Source organism: Candidatus Pseudomonas phytovorans, assembly GCA_029202525.1.
In the GTDB taxonomy this organism is placed as follows: Bacteria; Pseudomonadota; Gammaproteobacteria; order Pseudomonadales; family Pseudomonadaceae; genus Aquipseudomonas; species Aquipseudomonas phytovorans.
Window position 1 is genome coordinate 3946126 of the sequence record CP119325.1, and the last position, 16894, is coordinate 3963019.

At 61.6% G+C, this 16894-nt stretch carries 11 protein-coding genes; 8 read left to right on the top strand and 3 right to left on the bottom strand.

The window, feature by feature from the left end; translation table 11 throughout:
- Position 1: 1 nt before the first annotated feature.
- The 4 genes from P0Y58_17350 to P0Y58_17365 all read left to right on the top strand — a co-directional run bounded on the left by P0Y58_17350 (position 2) and on the right by P0Y58_17365 (position 7510).
- Positions 2 to 3181, top strand: coding sequence for an efflux RND transporter permease subunit (locus tag P0Y58_17350; GenBank protein ID WEK28674.1), 3180 nt, complete (start codon positions 2 to 4; stop codon positions 3179 to 3181).
- Positions 3178 to 4593 carry a TolC family protein gene (locus tag P0Y58_17355; protein WEK28675.1) on the top strand — a complete coding sequence of 472 codons (1416 nt, stop codon included), beginning with the start codon at positions 3178 to 3180 and terminating at the stop codon, positions 4591 to 4593. The genes P0Y58_17350 and P0Y58_17355 overlap by 4 nt, the downstream gene beginning before the upstream one ends.
- 166 nt (positions 4594 to 4759) lie before the next feature.
- Positions 4760 to 5815, top strand: coding sequence for a tetratricopeptide repeat protein (locus P0Y58_17360; protein WEK28676.1), 1056 nt, complete (start codon positions 4760 to 4762; stop codon positions 5813 to 5815).
- An 81-nt stretch (positions 5816 to 5896) separates the two neighbouring features.
- Positions 5897 to 7510 (top strand): response regulator, encoded by a 1614-nt coding sequence (locus P0Y58_17365; protein ID WEK28677.1) that lies wholly within the window; start codon positions 5897 to 5899, stop codon positions 7508 to 7510.
- A 6-nt stretch (positions 7511 to 7516) separates the two neighbouring features.
- Here P0Y58_17365 and P0Y58_17370 read toward each other — a convergent pair whose 3' ends face one another.
- Positions 7517 to 9583 (bottom strand): ATP-binding protein, encoded by a 2067-nt coding sequence (locus tag P0Y58_17370; GenBank protein WEK33346.1) that lies wholly within the window; start codon positions 9581 to 9583, stop codon positions 7517 to 7519.
- 164 nt (positions 9584 to 9747) lie between these two features.
- Between P0Y58_17370 and P0Y58_17375 the strand changes: the two genes are divergently transcribed.
- Together P0Y58_17375 and P0Y58_17380 are read left to right on the top strand one after the other, a co-directional pair.
- The gene (locus P0Y58_17375) at positions 9748 to 10434 is read left to right on the top strand and encodes a type 1 glutamine amidotransferase domain-containing protein (protein WEK28678.1); all 687 of its coding nucleotides are present in this window, start codon (positions 9748 to 9750) and stop codon (positions 10432 to 10434) included.
- Positions 10435 to 10566: 132 nt separating this feature from the next.
- Positions 10567 to 11373 (top strand): CSS-motif domain-containing protein, encoded by an 807-nt coding sequence (locus P0Y58_17380; GenBank protein ID WEK28679.1) that lies wholly within the window; start codon positions 10567 to 10569, stop codon positions 11371 to 11373.
- Between the two features lie 22 nt (positions 11374 to 11395).
- Here P0Y58_17380 and hppD read toward each other — a convergent pair whose 3' ends face one another.
- Positions 11396 to 12472 (bottom strand): 4-hydroxyphenylpyruvate dioxygenase, encoded by a 1077-nt coding sequence (gene hppD / locus P0Y58_17385; GenBank protein ID WEK28680.1) that lies wholly within the window; start codon positions 12470 to 12472, stop codon positions 11396 to 11398.
- Positions 12473 to 12772: 300 nt separating this feature from the next.
- Between hppD and P0Y58_17390 the strand changes: the two genes are divergently transcribed.
- Both P0Y58_17390 and rarD read left to right on the top strand, forming a co-directional pair.
- Positions 12773 to 14359, top strand: coding sequence for an EAL domain-containing protein (locus P0Y58_17390; protein ID WEK28681.1), 1587 nt, complete (start codon positions 12773 to 12775; stop codon positions 14357 to 14359).
- A gap of 33 nt (positions 14360 to 14392) precedes the next feature.
- Positions 14393 to 15280, top strand: coding sequence for an EamA family transporter RarD (rarD, locus tag P0Y58_17395; GenBank protein WEK28682.1), 888 nt, complete (start codon positions 14393 to 14395; stop codon positions 15278 to 15280).
- Here rarD and P0Y58_17400 read toward each other — a convergent pair.
- Entirely contained in the window at positions 15243 to 16814 is a 1572-nt protein-coding gene (locus P0Y58_17400) for a TerC family protein (GenBank protein ID WEK28683.1), read from the bottom strand. The two genes, rarD and P0Y58_17400, sit on opposite strands and share 38 nt — an antisense overlap.
- Positions 16815 to 16894: the final 80 nt, after the last annotated feature.

Sequence of the window (16894 nt, forward strand, 5' to 3'; positions counted from 1 at the left end):
GATGAACTTCTCGAAATTCTTCATTACCCGGCCGATCTTCGCCGCAGTGCTGTCGTTGATTCTGCTGATTGCAGGCTCGATCTCGCTGTTCCAGCTGCCGATCAGCGAATACCCCGAAGTGGTGCCGCCCACCGTAGTGGTGCGTGCCAACTTCCCCGGCGCCAACCCCAAGGTGATCGGCGAAACTGTCGCCGCGCCACTGGAACAGGCCATTACCGGTGTGGAGAACATGCTGTACATGTCCTCTCAATCCACCGCTGACGGCAAGCTGACGCTGACCATCACGTTCGCCCTGGGCACCGATCTGGACAACGCTCAGGTGCAGGTGCAGAACCGCGTAACCCGTACCCAGCCCAAGCTGCCTGAGGAAGTGACGCGTATCGGTATCACGGTGGACAAGGCCTCGCCCGACCTGACCATGGTCGTGCACCTGACGTCGCCGGACAACCGCTACGACATGCTCTACCTGTCCAACTACGCCATCCTCAACATCAAGGACGAGCTGGCACGGCTGGGCGGTGTAGGCGACGTGCAACTGTTCGGCATGGGCGACTACTCGCTGCGCGTGTGGCTGGACCCGAACAAGACCGCTTCGCGCAACATCACCGCCAGTGATGTGGTAGCGGCCATCCGCGAGCAGAACCGCCAGGTGGCCGCCGGCCAGCTGGGCGCCCCGCCTGCTCCGGGTTCCACCAGCTTCCAGCTGTCGATCAACACTCAGGGCCGTCTGGTCAATGAGGAAGAGTTCGAGAACATCATCATCCGAGCCGGTGCCGATGGCGAGATCACGCGCCTGAAGGACATCGCCCGGGTCGAACTCGGCTCCAGCCAGTACGCCCTGCGCTCGCTGCTGAACAACCAGCCAGCGGTAGCCATCCCGATCTTCCAGCGCCCAGGCTCCAACGCCATCGAGATCTCCGACGAAGTGCGGGCGAAAATGGCCGAGCTTAAGAAGGACTTCCCTGAAGGGATGGACTACAGCATCGTCTACGACCCGACCATCTTCGTGCGCGGCTCCATCGAAGCCGTCGTGCACACCCTGTTCGAAGCATTGGTGCTGGTCGTACTGGTCGTCATCCTGTTCCTGCAGACCTGGCGTGCCTCGATCATCCCGCTGCTGGCCGTGCCGGTATCGTTGATCGGTACCTTTGCCGTGATGCACCTGTTCGGCTTCTCGCTCAACGCCTTGTCGCTATTCGGCCTGGTGCTGGCCATCGGCATTGTGGTGGACGACGCCATCGTCGTGGTAGAGAACGTTGAACGTAATATCGGGCTGGGCCTCAAACCGCTGGAAGCCACGCAAAAAGCCATGAGCGAAGTGACCGGGCCAATCATCGCCACTGCCCTGGTGCTGTGCGCCGTGTTCGTACCTGCTGCGTTCATTTCCGGCCTTACCGGGCAGTTCTACAAGCAGTTCGCCCTGACCATCGCCATTTCGACCGTGATCTCGGCGTTCAACTCGCTGACCCTGTCGCCAGCCCTGGCTGCCGTGCTCCTGAAGGACCACCATGCGCCCAAGGACCGTTTCTCGCGGGTGCTGGACAAGCTGCTGGGCAGCTGGCTGTTCTCTCCGTTCAACCGTTTCTTCGACCGCGCCAGCCACAGCTACGTCGGTGGCGTGCGCCGGGTCATCCGCTCCAGCGGCATCGCCCTGTTCGTTTATGCCGGCCTGATGGGGTTGACCTACCTCGGCTTCTCGTCCACACCGACCGGTTTCGTGCCGGCCCAGGACAAGCAGTACCTGGTGGCCTTCGCCCAGCTGCCTGACGCCGCCAGCCTCGACCGCACCGAAGCGGTGATCAAGCGCATGAGCGAAATCGCCCTGAAGCAGCCTGGCGTGGCCGATTCGGTGGCTTTCCCTGGCCTGTCGATCAACGGTTTCACCAACAGCCCGAACAGCGGCATTGTGTTCACCCCGCTCAAGCCGTTCGATGAGCGCAAAGACCCGAGCCAATCGGCGGCCGCCATCGCGGCAGCACTGAATGCCCAGTTCGCCGATATCCAGGACGCCTACATCGCGATCTTCCCACCGCCGCCGGTACAGGGTCTGGGCACGATTGGCGGCTTCCGCCTGCAAATCGAAGACCGTGGCAACCTGGGTTACGAAGCGCTGTACAAAGAAACCCAGAACATCATCGCCAAGAGCCACAACGTGCCGGAACTGGCGGGCCTGTTCACCAGCTACACCGTCAACGTGCCGCAGGTCGATGCCGCCATCGACCGGGAAAAGGCCAAGACCCACGGCGTGGCGATCACCGACATTTTCGACACCCTGCAGGTCTACCTGGGTTCGCTGTACACCAACGACTTCAACCGCTTTGGCCGCACCTACCAGGTCAACGTCCAGGCCGAGCAGCAGTTCCGCCTCAATGCCGAGCAGATCGGCCAGCTGAAGGTGCGCAACAACCTGGGCGAGATGATCCCGTTGGCGACCTTCCTCAAGGTCACCGACACCGCAGGCCCCGACCGCGTCATGCACTACAACGGTTTCATCACTGCAGAAATCAACGGTGCCGCAGCCCCGGGCTACAGCTCTGGCCAGGCGGAAGCTGCAATCGAGAAGCTGCTGAAGGAAGAACTGCCCAACGGCATGACCTTCGAGTGGACCGATCTCACCTACCAGCAGATCCTCTCGGGCAACACCGCACTGCTGGTCTTCCCGCTGTGCGTGCTGCTGGCGTTCCTGGTGCTGGCCGCCCAGTACGAAAGCTGGAGCCTGCCACTGGCGGTGATCCTGATCGTACCGATGACCCTGCTGTCGGCGATTACCGGTGTGATCGTGTCGGGTGGCGACAACAACATCTTCACCCAGATCGGTTTGATCGTACTGGTGGGCCTGGCGTGCAAGAACGCGATCCTCATCGTCGAGTTCGCCAAGGATGAACAGGCCAAGGGCCTCGATCCGCTCGCCGCAGTACTGGAAGCCTGCCGCCTGCGCCTGCGGCCGATCCTGATGACCTCGATCGCCTTCATCATGGGTGTGGTTCCGCTGGTGTTCAGCTCGGGCGCAGGTTCGGAAATGCGCCATGCCATGGGTGTGGCGGTGTTCTCGGGGATGATCGGTGTAACCGTGTTCGGCCTGTTCCTGACCCCGGTGTTCTTCTTCCTGATTCGCCGTTTCGTCGAGCGCCGCCAGGCCCGCAAGGCCGAACACGCTCAAGTGCTGGAGAACCACGCATGAACCTGCTCAAACCTCTGACCCCAAGCCTGCTGGCACTGGCCTTGGCGGCCTGTGCGGTAGGCCCGGACTACCAGGCCCCGTCCACCGAACCTGCACAGCTGAGCAGCGATGTGCAGGCCAAGGCCTACGACCGTAGCCGCTTCGAAAGCCTGTGGTGGAAGCAGTTCGACGACCCGGTGCTGAACCAGCTGGTGCAGGCCTCGCTGGACGGCAACCGTGATTTGCGCGTGGCCTTCGCCCGCCTGAAATCGGCCCGTTCCATCCGCGAAGACGCCGAGAACGATCAATTCCCGGTGGTCACCAGCCGCGCCAGCAGCGACATCGGCAAAGGCCAGATCCCCGGCCAGACCACGCAGCGGGTGAACAGCGAGCGCTATGACCTGGGCCTGGACATGGCCTGGGAGCTTGACCTGTTCGGCCGCATCCAGCGTCAAATTGAGGCCAGCGAAGCCCAGGAGGCGGTAGCCGCCGCCGACCTGCAGCAGTTGCAGGTCAGCCTGATCGCCGAACTGGTCGATGCCTACGGGCAGCTGCGCGGTGCGCAATTGCGCGAGAAGATCGCCTTGGCCAACCTCAAGACCCAGCAGGAATCGCGGACCATCACCGAAACCCTGCGCGATGCCGGCGTGGGCAACGACCTTGACGTAGTGCGTGCCGATGCTCGCCTGGCCGGGGTCGAAGCCACCGTTCCGCAACTGCAGGCCGAACAGGCACGGGCGCGGCACCGCATCGCCACCCTGCTCGGCCAGCGCCCTGACGCGCTCAGCGTAGACCTGTCGCCCAAGGCTTTGCCGGCCATTGCCAAGGCTTTGCCGGTTGGCGACCCTGGCGAACTGCTGCGCCGCCGCCCGGACATCCGCAGTGCCGAACGCCAGCTGGCTGCCGCCACCGCCAACGTTGGCGTAGCCACCGCCGACCTGTTCCCGCGCGTCAGCCTCAGCGGCTTTCTCGGCTTTACCGCCGCACGCGGCTCGCAGATAGGCTCATCGGCAGCCAATGCCTGGGCGCTGGGCCCGAGCATTACCTGGGCGGCCTTCGACCTGGGCAGCGTGCGGGCCCGCCTGCGCGGGGCCAAGGCTGATGCCGAAGGGGCACTGGCCAACTACGAGCAGCAGGTATTGCTGGCCCTGGAAGAGTCGGCCAATGCCTTCAGCGATTACGACAAGACCCAGCAGCGGCTGCTGTCGCTGATGCGCCAGAGCGACGCCAGCCGCAAGGCGGCGGAGCTGGCCTCGATTCGTTATCGCGAGGGTACGGTCGACTACCTGGTACTGCTGGATGCCGAGCGCGAGCGGCTGAGCGCTGAAGATGCACAGGCCCAGGGTGAGGTCGAGCTGTACCGCGGCATCGTCTCGATCTACAAGGCCCTGGGCGGCGGCTGGCAACCGGAGACCGTGGCCAGCGCACGCTGACACACCCTTTTCAACGACTCCTTTGGTTGGATCCTCCCCCAACCGTTTGCCCCGCAGGCCCTGGTCTGCGGGGCTTTTTTATGCCTCTGCACCTTCAGCGCCTGCGAGGTTGCATTTACCCCCCGGCTGGCCCAAGCTCTCCCTTCCCGCCGCCACGGACCGTCCGATGCACAGACGCAACCGCTACCTGATCGCCCTGCTACTGTTGATCCTGGTATCGGCCCTGTTCGGTTACCTGTGGCGCGACGATCAACCCGCCCCACCGACGTTGCCTGCACACAGCTACGCCAAGGCCTTGCGGCAGGCCCATGACGGCCAACCCGGTGCAGCGCGCGTGCTGTACCAGCAATTGCAACGCAACGACCTGCCCCCTATCCGCCGCGCGGCGCTCTATGCAGAGCTACCCAACTACCCCTCTCCCCAGGCATTGAAACTCGCCCGCCAGGACCTGGAGCATGCAGACCCGCTGGTGCGCCGCGCGGCAATTGCCGGTATCCGCCGCCTGCTGCCGGCGGCGCAGCGCAGCCTGGTGCTCGGCCCATTGCTGGACGACGACGAGCAAAGCGTGCGCTTTGCCGCCGTGGATGCCCTGCTGGGCCTCGACCCCGATGCCATCGGCCTGTATTTCGGCCCGTTGCAGGTAGCACTTGAACAGTACCAGCAGGCCCTTGAGCTACAACCGGAGGATGCAGACGCCCAAGTGCATCTGGCGCGCCTTTACCTGCATGAAAACGACTACACGCAGGCGACCACGGCCCTGCAGCGGGCGCTGCAGGTTGCACCCGACAACCTCGACGCCCTGGCCACCCAGGTGCGCTTGCTGGAGCGTCAGGGCCACCACGATGCCTCGCGCCAGGTGCTGGGCAAAGCCTTGGCGATAAGCCCTGACTCGGCCTTCCTGCAGTACGAGCTGGGGCTCTGGTTGAACCGCCACGAGCAGCGTGAATACGCCTTGCTGGCCTTGTCTCGCGCCGTTGAACTGGACCCGGACAACGCCGACTACCGCTACACACTGGCGGTCACTCTGCACGAGCTGGAACAACTCGATGCCGCGCAAAAGCAGCTGGAAACCGTGCTGAACCGGCAGCCGGCCAACCGCCGCGCACGGGTGCTGCTGATTCAGTACTGGAAAGAAACCGGGCAACTGCAGAACGTACAAGTGCTCCTGGCCGAGCTGGAGCGGCAGAACCCGGACGACCCCGTACTGCAACAGGGCCTGTAGACGTCACTTGAGAATCGTGTTGAACCGTGGGCGTGTGCACAGTGTCCAGTGGATATCAGGCCATCCTACAGGAGATTCACCTTGGCCCATTCACTGGCGCTGGACGAACGTGCCCTGATCCTGGCACCACCGCCATTAGCTGCGGATACCTCGCGTCTGCTCGCCTCCGAGGGCATCGATAGCCTGTGCGCCGTCGACCTGCCCAGCCTGCAAACTTGCCTGGCTGAAGGCGCAGGCCTGGCAATCATTGCCGAGCAAGTATTCAGCCAGGGCCCAAGTGCGTTGCTGCAGGCATTCATCGACCAGCAACAAAGCTGGTCGGACCTGCCCATCGTGCTGCTCATCCAGGGTGCCTGGTCGGCCAATGGCGCGGGTAATCATCCGGTGGGCAATCTTTTGCTGCTGGTCGCACCCTTCGACAACGCCCAACTGCTGCACATGACCCGATCTGCGCTGCGCAACCGGCGCCGACAGTACGCCGCACGCGACGAGTTGCAGGACCTGCAACAACGCCTGACTACCCCGGCTCTGCTGCCAGACAAGGAACAGGAACACAACGAATTCGATCCCTACCAAGCGCGCAAAATGGAAGCCATCGGCCAGCTGGCAGGGGGAATTGCCCATGACTTCAACAACCTGCTAACCAGCATTGGGGGCAGCTTCGAGCTGATTGAACGGCGCCTGAATCAAGGCCGCAGCGATGGCCTGGACAACGTGCTGCGCATGGGCCGTGAGGCGGTAGCACGCGCAGCCCGCCTGACCCACCGGTTGCTGGCCTTTTCCTCCCGCCAATCGCTTAACAGCCAGCGTGTCGACCTGCACGGCCTGCTGGAGGTGAAACGCCTGAAAGCCAGCCTGAACCCTGCCGTTACCTTACACGTGCACATCGCCGAAGGGCTGTGGCCCGCAGAAGCTGACGACCAACAGCTGCAGGAAGCCCTGGACAACCTGGTGCTCAATGCCTGCGAAGCCATGCCCAGTGGCGGCCAGCTACGCATCGAGGCCAGCAACCAGCACATCGGCAGCAAGCCGTTCACAAGCGGATCTCTGTGTGCGGGTGACTATCTTCGCCTGAGCATCATCGATGACGGCCAGGGCATGGCGCAAAGCACACTGGAGCGTGCTTTCGAGCCGTTTTTCAGTACCAAGGCGATCGGCCAGGGTATCGGCCTGGGCCTGTCGATGGTGTACGGTTTCAGCAAACAGTCCCACGGGGATGTCACCCTGCACAGCCAGATCGGCCAAGGCACCCGGGTAGACCTGTACCTTCCGCGCCATATCGGCCAAGCCCAGGAGCCGAGCAAACCGGCACCTGTGCAAAGTCGACGTGGCCGTCACGTGCTGGTGGTCGAAGATGACCCCCATGTCCGCCAACTGCTGTGCCAGGCCCTGCGCGAGAGCGGCTTCCCCTGCCGCAGCGCGGCCAACGCTACCCAAGGGCTCAAGGTACTGCGTTCGGCCCAACCCGTGGATCTATTGGTCAGCGATGTCGGCTTGCCTGGCATGAATGGTCGGCAATTGGCCGAAATTGCGCGCAGCCTGCGCCCGCGCTTGCCGGTGCTGTTCATCACCGGCTACGCGGAAACCGCCATGGCCCGCGAAGGGTTCCTGGGTACGGGCATGCACTTGCTCTGCAAACCGTTCGAACTTAAAGACCTGCAGGCACAGGTGACACAGATTCTTGGCCAGCCCTGACGCTCATCATTGTTCGAGCATGCTTATCGCCCGCTCGGCCAGGTCCGCCAGCAAAAACGGCTTGTTCATCAATGCCGTTCCTGGCTGATCGAGCAATTGGGCTTCGACAGGGTGATCAGCATAGCCCGTGATGAACAGGATCTTCTGAGCAGGAGCCTGCATGCGCATGGCCTTGGCAACTTGCCGGCCGCTGAAGCCGCCCGGTAAGCCGATGTCGGTAATCACCAGGTCAAAGGGATCGTCAAGACGAAAGCGCTCCAGCGCAGTATTGGCGTCACTCGCTTCAGTCACCACAAAACCGCGCTCAGCCAGATACTCGCGCATGACGACACGCAAGTTCAGCTCGTCATCGATCAGTAACAGGCGCTCGCCCTGGGCCATCCGCTGAGGGCGCTGCACGGGTTCGGGCTCTTCGGGTAGCGGATCATGGTATCTTGGGAACAGCATGGAAACCCGGGTGCCTTGCTTCGGGTTCGACTCGATCCACGCATACCCCCCCGATTGACCGACAAAGCCATACACCATCGATAGCCCAAGCCCGGAACCCCGCCCGATGGGTTTGGTGGTGAAGAACGGCTCAAACGCCCTGGCTATGTCCGCTGCTGACATACCATGGCCATCGTCCTCGACATGCAAGGCAACGTAGTCACCTGCCGGCAAGCCACCGTCATCAGGGAAACTGGCCGTCAACCGTTCGTTGACACTGCGAACAGTGACAGTACCACGTTCCAGGCAAGCCTCACGGGCATTGGCGCAGAGGTTGACCAAGGCGTTTTCAAATTGGCTGACGTCAAGGCATACCGCCCATGGTGCGACATCCAGTTGCCAGCTCAAACGCATCTCTGCGCCCAGCACCTTCAGTAACAACGGCTCGCTTGACCGCAACTGCCGATTGAAATCCATGGGCTTGGGCGCAAGTGGTTGATGCCTGGAGAACGCCAGCAGCCGATGAGTCAGCTCCATGGCACGCGACACCGATTCGCGAGCGACCTCCAGGTAGGTGTCGATCCGTTCCAGGCGCCCATCCTGAAAGCGCCGCTGCAGCAGTTCGAGACTGCCACCGATACCGGACAGCAGGTTGTTCATCTCGTGGCCCATGCCCCCGGCCAACTGGCCAACCACCTCCATGCGCTCGCTCTTGCGCATCAGCGCTTCAGATTGACGCGCGGCCTCTTCGCGGTCTTCGGTGATATCCCGACCGACTGCCGTCAACAGGCTGCCGTCGAACCGGGCACTCCAGCGAAACCAGTGATAATGGCCATCACTGTGACGCAAGCGAGTCTCCAGTTGCTCGCTATCGCAGTATTGCAGCAACCCGGAGACTGCCACCTGCACCTCGGCGCGATCCGCCGGATGCACCAGCTCCAGTACCGGCACATCGTGAACCTGTTCCTCGGCCCAGCCCAGAATGCGGTACCAGGCAGGGTTGGCAGCATGCACCTTGAGCTCGGGGGTAACCGTCATCATCGCATCACGCGATAGCTGCCAGATCTGCTCGCGCTCGGGCAGATGTCGTTTTATCTGCCGTTCAAAATCCTGCGCCTGCCCACGCCAATGGTGGTGCGCCTGAACGCTGGCGGTAATCTCGATAACCGTGTGCAGGAAACCTGCCACGTTTCCAAGTTCATCGTGCAGGGGTGCATAACCGAACGCGCACCACAGCGGCTCGCAGCCTTCGCCGCGGACGATACACTGGGGAGGGTCCTCGACAAAGTTCGAGCGCCCCTCAAGCGCCTTGAATACCCATGGACCCATTGCCGGCCAAAGATCACGCCACAGCGCATCGAACGCATTACCCAGCGCATCCGGGCTGGCGCCCCGCAGCGTCCGATAACCATCGTTGTGCACCACGCAGAGGTCTGTCCCCCAGACCACCGCACAGGGAAACGGTGACAAGTGCATCATGTCGACGGCAATGCGCAACGAGGCCGGCCAGCGCGGCAACGGCCCAAGCGATGTACGCCCCCAGTCAAACTGTGCAATGCGTTCGCTCATCAGATCGAGCGGTATCGATACGGGCGCTTTCAACGTGAGGTCCCGCGCAGGTTTGCGCGGCGTGCCGTGTACGGCCAATAGCGTTACTCCAGCAATGCGAAGGTTCACCCCGAGGGTTTCGTTCACGTTAGCACAGCACACGCTGCGCACTGTGGCGTACTTGCAGCTGGCAGCTATGCTGATTAGGTTTTCCCCGGGCCAAGGAGCAACGGCCCATTCAGGTTGCCGACGGGAGCGTGGTCATGAGCAAGAAAATGCTGGTGGTGCTGACCAATACAGCCAAGTATCCGACCTTGAAACGAGCGACAGGGCTGTGGCTGGGTGAAGCGGTGCACTTTGTCGAGAAAGTCGAAAAGGCCGGCCACACGGTCGACTATGTCAGCCCGGAGGGTGGCTACGTCCCTGTCGACCCACACAGCCTGCACATGGCCCCCGACCTGGACTGGCAATGGTATGACGACAAGCGTTTCATGACGCGACTGGGCACCAGCCTGAGCCCCGGCCAGGTAAAAGCCGACGAATACAGCGTCATCTACTACACCGGTGGCCATGGGGTGATGTACGACTTTGCCGATAACAAGCAGTTGCAGGAGCTGGCGCGCAAAGTGTACGAAAGCGGCGGCATTGTTGCAGCAGTCTGCCACGGCGTCGCCGGCCTGCTTAACATCAAGCTCAGCGACAATAGCCTTCTACTGAAAGGTCGCAAAGTGACCGGCTTTTCAGATATCGAGGAACAACTGGTTGAGCTGGACAAGGTGGTGCCTTTCTCCACGGAAAAAGAACTAGGTGGCCGCGGCGGCGAGTACAGCAAACACGATGAGCCGTGGAAGCCGTTCGTGATCGAGGATGATCGGCTTATTACCGGGCAGAATCCGGACTCCACTGCACTGCTCGCAGAGAAAGTACTGGCAAAGCTGAACGGTAAGTAAAGCCCTACATCAGTCTTTTGGTTTTCCTCTCCCGCAGACTGCACGCGGACTACAGCCGGCCGGTCAATGAACGCATAGGCTCAGGGCTCAGCTGTACACCTCGAACAGTTTCGGCCGGAGAGCGATTGCCCCATGTTGAAAATAAAGCACGCCGGGCGCCGCCTGCGGGAGCTGCTGCTGCTCACCACGGTGGGCCTGGTACCTGTGGTTTCCGGTTTGCTGGTGATGATTGTCCAGCTGGAAATGAAGCTTGCGGAAAACGCAGCCGTCTCGGTTCAGGAAGCGGTGTATAGCATTGACCAGGCGCTGAATCGGCTGCATGAGGCTGCCCAGCGCGCTCTGCCATTCGCAGGAAAACCCTGCGAGAGCGTCAAAAACGCTCTACAGGATCAGGTCGTGAGCCGCTCCATGGTCAGGTCGTTGACCTTGGTAGAGGGAAATGAAGCCTACTGCAGCAGCTCATCAGACTCACTGGACTATTTATCTTCCTTCATGCTGTCGGGCCAACAGGTCGAGCTTTCCTATGGGCAACCCGACAAGCGCCGCAAACTGCTGGTCAACTTTTACCTGGAGGGCAGCGGCAAAGGCGTAATCGTGACGGCCTATGCCACGCAACTGCGCAATGAACTGGATGGTTTTCAAGACGGGCTGACACTACTGCTGGAGTTCGGCGACCGCTATATCTGGAGCAAAGGCGATAGCCGTGACGCTCAGCGCCCCTCGCAGTCCGAATTTTTGGCAACTGCATTGTCGGCCAGGTATGGATACAGGGTAAAAGGCGGCTACGCGCAGGGTTCTACCGCACAGGAAATACGCCAGTCAATGCTGCAAATCCTACCTTCCCTGATGCTGGTGGGAATCGTGACCGGCTCTATCGTTTTTCTGGCCCTGTTCAGAGCACGCTCCAACAGACGTGACAGCGCCGCCCACGTTACATGAAGGCGGCGCCACCCCTAGGGCATCAGTCGGTACTCAGCACACCGCGGCGTACCTGGTCACGTTCAATGGATTCGAACAGGGCCTTGAAGTTACCCTCACCAAATCCATCGTCACCTTTGCGCTGGATGAACTCGAAGAACACCGGGCCGAGCAAGGTTGCCGAGAAGATCTGCAGCAGCAAGCGTTTGTCTTCGGGCTGCGATGCACCATCAAGCAGGATACCGCGCGCTTGCAACTGGTCCACCGGCTCGCCGTGACCTGGCAGCCGTTCTTCGAGCATTTCGTAGTAGGTTTGCGGCGGCGCAGTCATGAAGCGCATGCCAAAGCCCTTCAGGGCATCCCAGGTCTTGAGGAGGTCGTCGGTGAGGAAGGCGACGTGCTGGATCCCTTCGCCGTTGAACTGCATCAGGAACTCTTCGATTTGCCCGGCTCCCTTGGACGACTCTTCGTTGAGCGGGATTCGGATCATGCCATCGGGTGCGGTCATGGCCTTTGAGGTAAGCCCCGTGTATTCACCCTTGATATCGAAGTAGCGGATTTCACGGAAGTTGAACAGCTTCTCGTAGAACCCAGCCCAATAAGCCATGCGCCCGCGATACACGTTGTGGGTGAGGTGGTCGATGATTTTCAGGCCGGCACCTACCGGGTTGCGGTCTACGCCCTCGATGAAGTTGAAATCGATGTCGTAGATCGAGCTGCCTTCGTCGAAGCGGTCGATCAGGTACAGCGGCGCACCACCGATACCTTTGATTGCCGGCAGCCGCAGTTCCATCGGGCCTGTTTCGATTTCCACCGGCTGGGCGCCCAGTTCCAGGGCACGGGCATATGCCTCATGGGCATTGCGCACGCGAAAAGCCATGCCGCACACCGACGGGCCGTGTTCAGCAGCGAAGTACGAGGCAACGCTCTTGGGTTCGTTGTTCAGGATCAGGTTGATGTCACCTTGGCGGTAAAGGTGCACATCCTTGGAACGGTGGCTAGCCACCTTGGTGAAGCCCAGTATCTGGAATACCGGCTCGAGTACGCCAGGGGTAGGCGAAGCCAGTTCGATGAACTCGAAGCCCATCAGGCCCATTGGATTGTCGAAGATATCAGCCATGTTCGTGTCCTCATCTGCAGCGAAAAATTATTGATTGCGTGGGATGTGGAACAGAAACGGGGGGGAGCACGGGATACCCCGCACGCTGCGGGCGAGGAAGTCACCTATGATCAGCTTGAACCCATGGTATGTCATATGGACCCATTCTCGGCGGGCTTGATCCTTCGGAATTGAAGGACCTTATTGTTGTATTCGTAAATGGATTCTACATTGCGTAAAATCGTTTGTCGCGTTTTTAGTTGACCGCACGTTCCGACAAGCGGCTATCCTCTCGTTACCCCCCACACAGATCATTTCAGCATGCCCCTTAACGCTAAACGCCGCCCCAGCCTTGGCTGGCGCAACCTGCTGCCCTGGGTCGTCGGCGTGCTGCCGGTAGTGTGCGGCCTTGCCGTGATGAACTGGCAGGTAGGGCGCGAAATGCAGGCCAGCAGCCAGGCCACCACACGCCAGGCGGTGGAGCACATCGAGCGGATCCTCGATAACCTGTCCACTGCTGCCAATGCGCTACTGCCCCTGACGGCCCGCCCTTGCGACCAGGCCCAGCTTACGCTGCGTGCCCAGGTTACCCGCAATGCCTTCGTGCGCTCGACCAACCTGTTCAGGCACAACAACCTTTATTGCACCTCGCTATTTGGCGATTTCGACGAGCCGGTCAACGCCAGTGACTACACCGATGGCAAGCTGTGGCTGATGGACGGCAACTCGGTCACCCCGGGGCATCCGCTGTTGGTTTATCGCGCCAGCGACGGCGACCATGGCGCAATCACCACAGTGGATGGCGACCACCTGCTGACCGCATTGCGCCTGATCGGCCCTGATGAAGACCTGCAGATACGCGTGGGCAACGCCTGGATGGGCAAGGACGGCGTTGTACACAAAGGCGTGCCGCCTGCCGCAGCCAGCGCCAACGTGCTACTGGGCTCGACGCGTTACCCGTTCAGCGTGCAGGGCGGCTACAGCGCCGACAAGCAAGGCCAGTTGCTGCGCAGCCACTACCCTGCCCTGCTCAGCCTGCTGCTGGTACTGGGTGCCATGGCCGCGCTGGTTTGCCGCTGGCAAATCCGCCGCGCCACCTCGCCCCGCGCCGAGCTGGACCGGGCCCTGCGGGCCGACGAGTTCCTGCCGTACTTCCAGCCGGTGGTGCGCAAGGGCGATTACCGCTGGGCCGGCGCCGAGGTGCTGATGCGCTGGAACCACCCACGAGAAGGCCTGGTTCGCCCTGACCTGTTCATTCCTCAAGCCGAACACAGCGGGCAGATCGTCGCCATGACCCGGGCGTTGATGATGCACACTGCCCAGAGCCTCGCGCCCTATGCCGGGCTGTTGGAGGACGGTTTCCACATCGGGGTCAACATAACTGCCGACCACTGCCGCGACATGCGTCTGCTCGACGACTGTCGTACCTTTCTGCAGCACTTTCCTCCCGGCCGCGTCGTACTGACTCTGGAGCTGACCGAGCGCAAGTTGATCGAGCCCACCCCCATAACCCTTGAACTGTTCGAGAAGCTGCATGCCATGGGGGTAATGATTGCACTCGACGATTTCGGCACTGGGCAGTCCAGCCTCAATTACCTGCGCCAGTTCAAGGTCGACTACCTGAAAATCGACCAGAGTTTCGTCGCCATGATCGGCGGCGATGCGCTGTCGCTGCACATCCTCGAATCCATCATCGAGCTGTCAGCCAAACTTGGCCTGGGCATTGTTGCCGAGGGTGTCGAAACCGACACTCAGCGCGAGTATCTTGCCCGCCATGACGTGGACTTCCAGCAGGGCTACCTGTTCGCCAGGCCCATGCCGGCGGCGCAGTTCCTGGAGGCGCTGGCCGCACATCCAGGCGCGCCACAGTTGCCGCAAGGCGCGCCCCCTGAGATCATGCGCGGCTGATCCAACCGCACAACTCCCCTATTCGAGGCACTCGTGTCAAAAGGCATTGTTTCATCGGTCATGGCGTCCTGTCTGTTTGCTGTGATGTACTTCTATACCTCGCTGCTCACGCCACTCGATGGCGAAGAGATCTTTGGCTGGCGCACCCTGCTGACCCTGCCCTGCCTTACCTTGTTCATGCTTGTCTCGAAGGACTGGAAACGGGTAGGCGAGTTGCTGGCCAGGGTAAAACGCACGCCCGTGCTGTTGCTGGGCATGGTCGGTACGTCGTGGCTGATGGGCGTGCAGTTGTGGCTGTTCCTCTGGGCGCCCCTGCACGGGCGCAGCCTGGAAGTGTCGATGGGCTACTTTCTGCTGCCGCTGACCATGGTCCTGACCGGGCGGCTGGTGTATGGCGAGCGCCTGTCGCGCCTGCAGAAGGTAGCCGTGGCCTGCGCCGCGCTGGGCGTGGGCCACGAGCTGTACCAGAATGGCAGTTTTGCCTGGGAAACCCTGCTGGTGACGATCGGTTACCCGATCTACTTCGTTTTGCGTCGGCGTTGCCGCACTGACCACCTGGGTGGCCTGTGGTGCGACATGTGCCTGCTGCTGCCATGGGCGCTTTACTTCGTGATCCAGGGCCCGCTTTCAACTAGCGACCTGCAGGCGCACCCAGGCCTTTATGCCTTGATCCCGGTCCTTGGGGCCATCAGTGCCTCGGCCCTGATCGCCTATGTGCTTGCCAGCCGGATGCTACCGTTCAGCCTGTTCGGCCTGCTCAGCTACGTTGAGCCGGTGCTGCTGGTAGGGGTAGCGCTGCTGTTGGGCGAGACCATCGGCCCGGATCAGTGGCTGACTTACCTGCCGATCTGGGCCGCGGTACTCGTGCTGGTGCTCGAAGGCTTCAGGCACCTGCTGCGTCAGCGTCGCCGCTCGGTGTAAGCCGAACCTGGCGCACCCGCCGTTCTTCAACCGCTTCCACGGTGAGCGTCCAGCCATTCCAGGCCAGGCGGTCACCCACCATCGGCAGGCGATCGAGCAGGCTCATCACCAGGCCTGCCAAGGTCTGGTAATCGTCGGTGGCACGGGCACTGAAACCGGTACGTGCCTGTACCTGGCTCAGGTTCAGCGCGCCGCTGACCACAAAGCCTTCGCCCTCCTGGACGATGCCCGGGCCTTCAACCTCGCTGGCATCCGGCAGCTCACCGGCAATCGACTCCAGGATGTCGGTCATGGTCAGCAGGCCGGTGAAGTCACCGAACTCGTTGATCACGAAGGCAATATGGGTCGACTGCCCACGCATCTGCTCCAGGGCGTTGAGGATGCTGAAGCTCTCCAGCAGGTTCAACGGCGCCCGTGCCATGCCTTCCAGGTCCGGCTGGCTGCCCGACAACAATTCCTTGAGCAGTTCCTTCTTGTGTACGAAGCCCAGCGGCTCGTCGATACGGCCGTCGCGTATCAACGGCAAACGTGAGTACGGCGAGTTGGCCAGTGCCTGCGTAATGGCATCGGCCGGCTGCGCCAGGTCGATCACATCGACTTCGGCACGTGCGGTCATCACCGTACGGATCGGCCGCTCGGCCAGGTTCAGCACGCCACTGATCATTACCCGCTCACGGCGGTCGAACAGCACCTGTTCTTCACCGCCTTCGACCAGGTCGGCGATTTCCTCACCCACTTCGTCAGCCTCGACCCGGCGGCCGCCCAGCAGGCGCAGCACGGCATGCGCTGTGCGTTCACGCAAAGGCCGGTGCTGCTGCAAGCTGCGCTTGCGGCGGGCACGGGCCAGCTGGTTGAGCAGCTCGACCACAATCGAGAAGCCGATGGCGGCGTACAGGTAGCCTTTGGGAATATGGAAGCCCAGGCCTTCGGCTGTCAGGTTGAAGCCGATCATCATCAGGAAGCCGAGGCACAGCATGATCACCGTGGGGTGGGCGTTGACGAACCGGGTCAACGGCTTGCTGGCAACGATCATGATGCCGATCGAGAAGATCACTGCAATCATCATGATCGACAGGTGTTCAACCATGCCTACCGCAGTAATCACCGCATCCAGCGAGAACACCGCGTCAAGTACCACAATCTGCCCGACAATCGGCCAGAACGCGGCATGGCGCAGCGTGCCACTGGCCTGCGTCACATGGCCTTCGAGGCGTTCGTGCAGCTCCATGGTGGCCTTGAACAGCAAGAACACACCGCCGAACAGCATGATCAGGTCGCGGCCCGAGAAGCTCTTGTCGAACACCTCGAACAAGGGTGCAGTCAGGGTGACCATCCACGAAATACTGGCCAGCAGACCCAGGCGCATGATCAACGCCAGGCTCAGGCCAATCACCCGCGCGCGGTCGCGCTGATGGGGTGGGAGCTTGTCTGCCAGGATGGCGATAAACACCAGGTTGTCGATACCCAGCACCAACTCGAGGACGATAAGCGTCAACAGGCCCAGCCAGGCCGTGGGATCGGCTAGCCATTCCATTAGCGGGTACTCACGAGGGAAGCGTCACGAAGACGGGGGGAGGATGGCCTGAAAGGCCAGAGACTGGGGGGCTCCGCGAA

Excerpts from the sequence above, each read along its gene's own strand:
- P0Y58_17390 (WEK28681.1), top strand. The coding sequence starts at position 12,773 with ATGCCCCTTAACGCTAAACGCCGCCCCAGCCTTGGCTGGCGCAACCTG.
- P0Y58_17400 (WEK28683.1), bottom strand. The coding sequence starts at position 16,814 with ATGGAATGGCTAGCCGATCCCACGGCCTGGCTGGGCCTGTTGACGCTT.
- hppD (WEK28680.1), bottom strand. The coding sequence starts at position 12,472 with ATGGCTGATATCTTCGACAATCCAATGGGCCTGATGGGCTTCGAGTTC.
- P0Y58_17360 (WEK28676.1), top strand. The coding sequence starts at position 4,760 with ATGCACAGACGCAACCGCTACCTGATCGCCCTGCTACTGTTGATCCTG.
- P0Y58_17380 (WEK28679.1), top strand. The coding sequence starts at position 10,567 with ATGTTGAAAATAAAGCACGCCGGGCGCCGCCTGCGGGAGCTGCTGCTG.
- P0Y58_17375 (WEK28678.1), top strand. The coding sequence starts at position 9,748 with ATGAGCAAGAAAATGCTGGTGGTGCTGACCAATACAGCCAAGTATCCG.
- P0Y58_17350 (WEK28674.1), top strand. The coding sequence starts at position 2 with ATGAACTTCTCGAAATTCTTCATTACCCGGCCGATCTTCGCCGCAGTG.
- P0Y58_17355 (WEK28675.1), top strand. The coding sequence starts at position 3,178 with ATGAACCTGCTCAAACCTCTGACCCCAAGCCTGCTGGCACTGGCCTTG.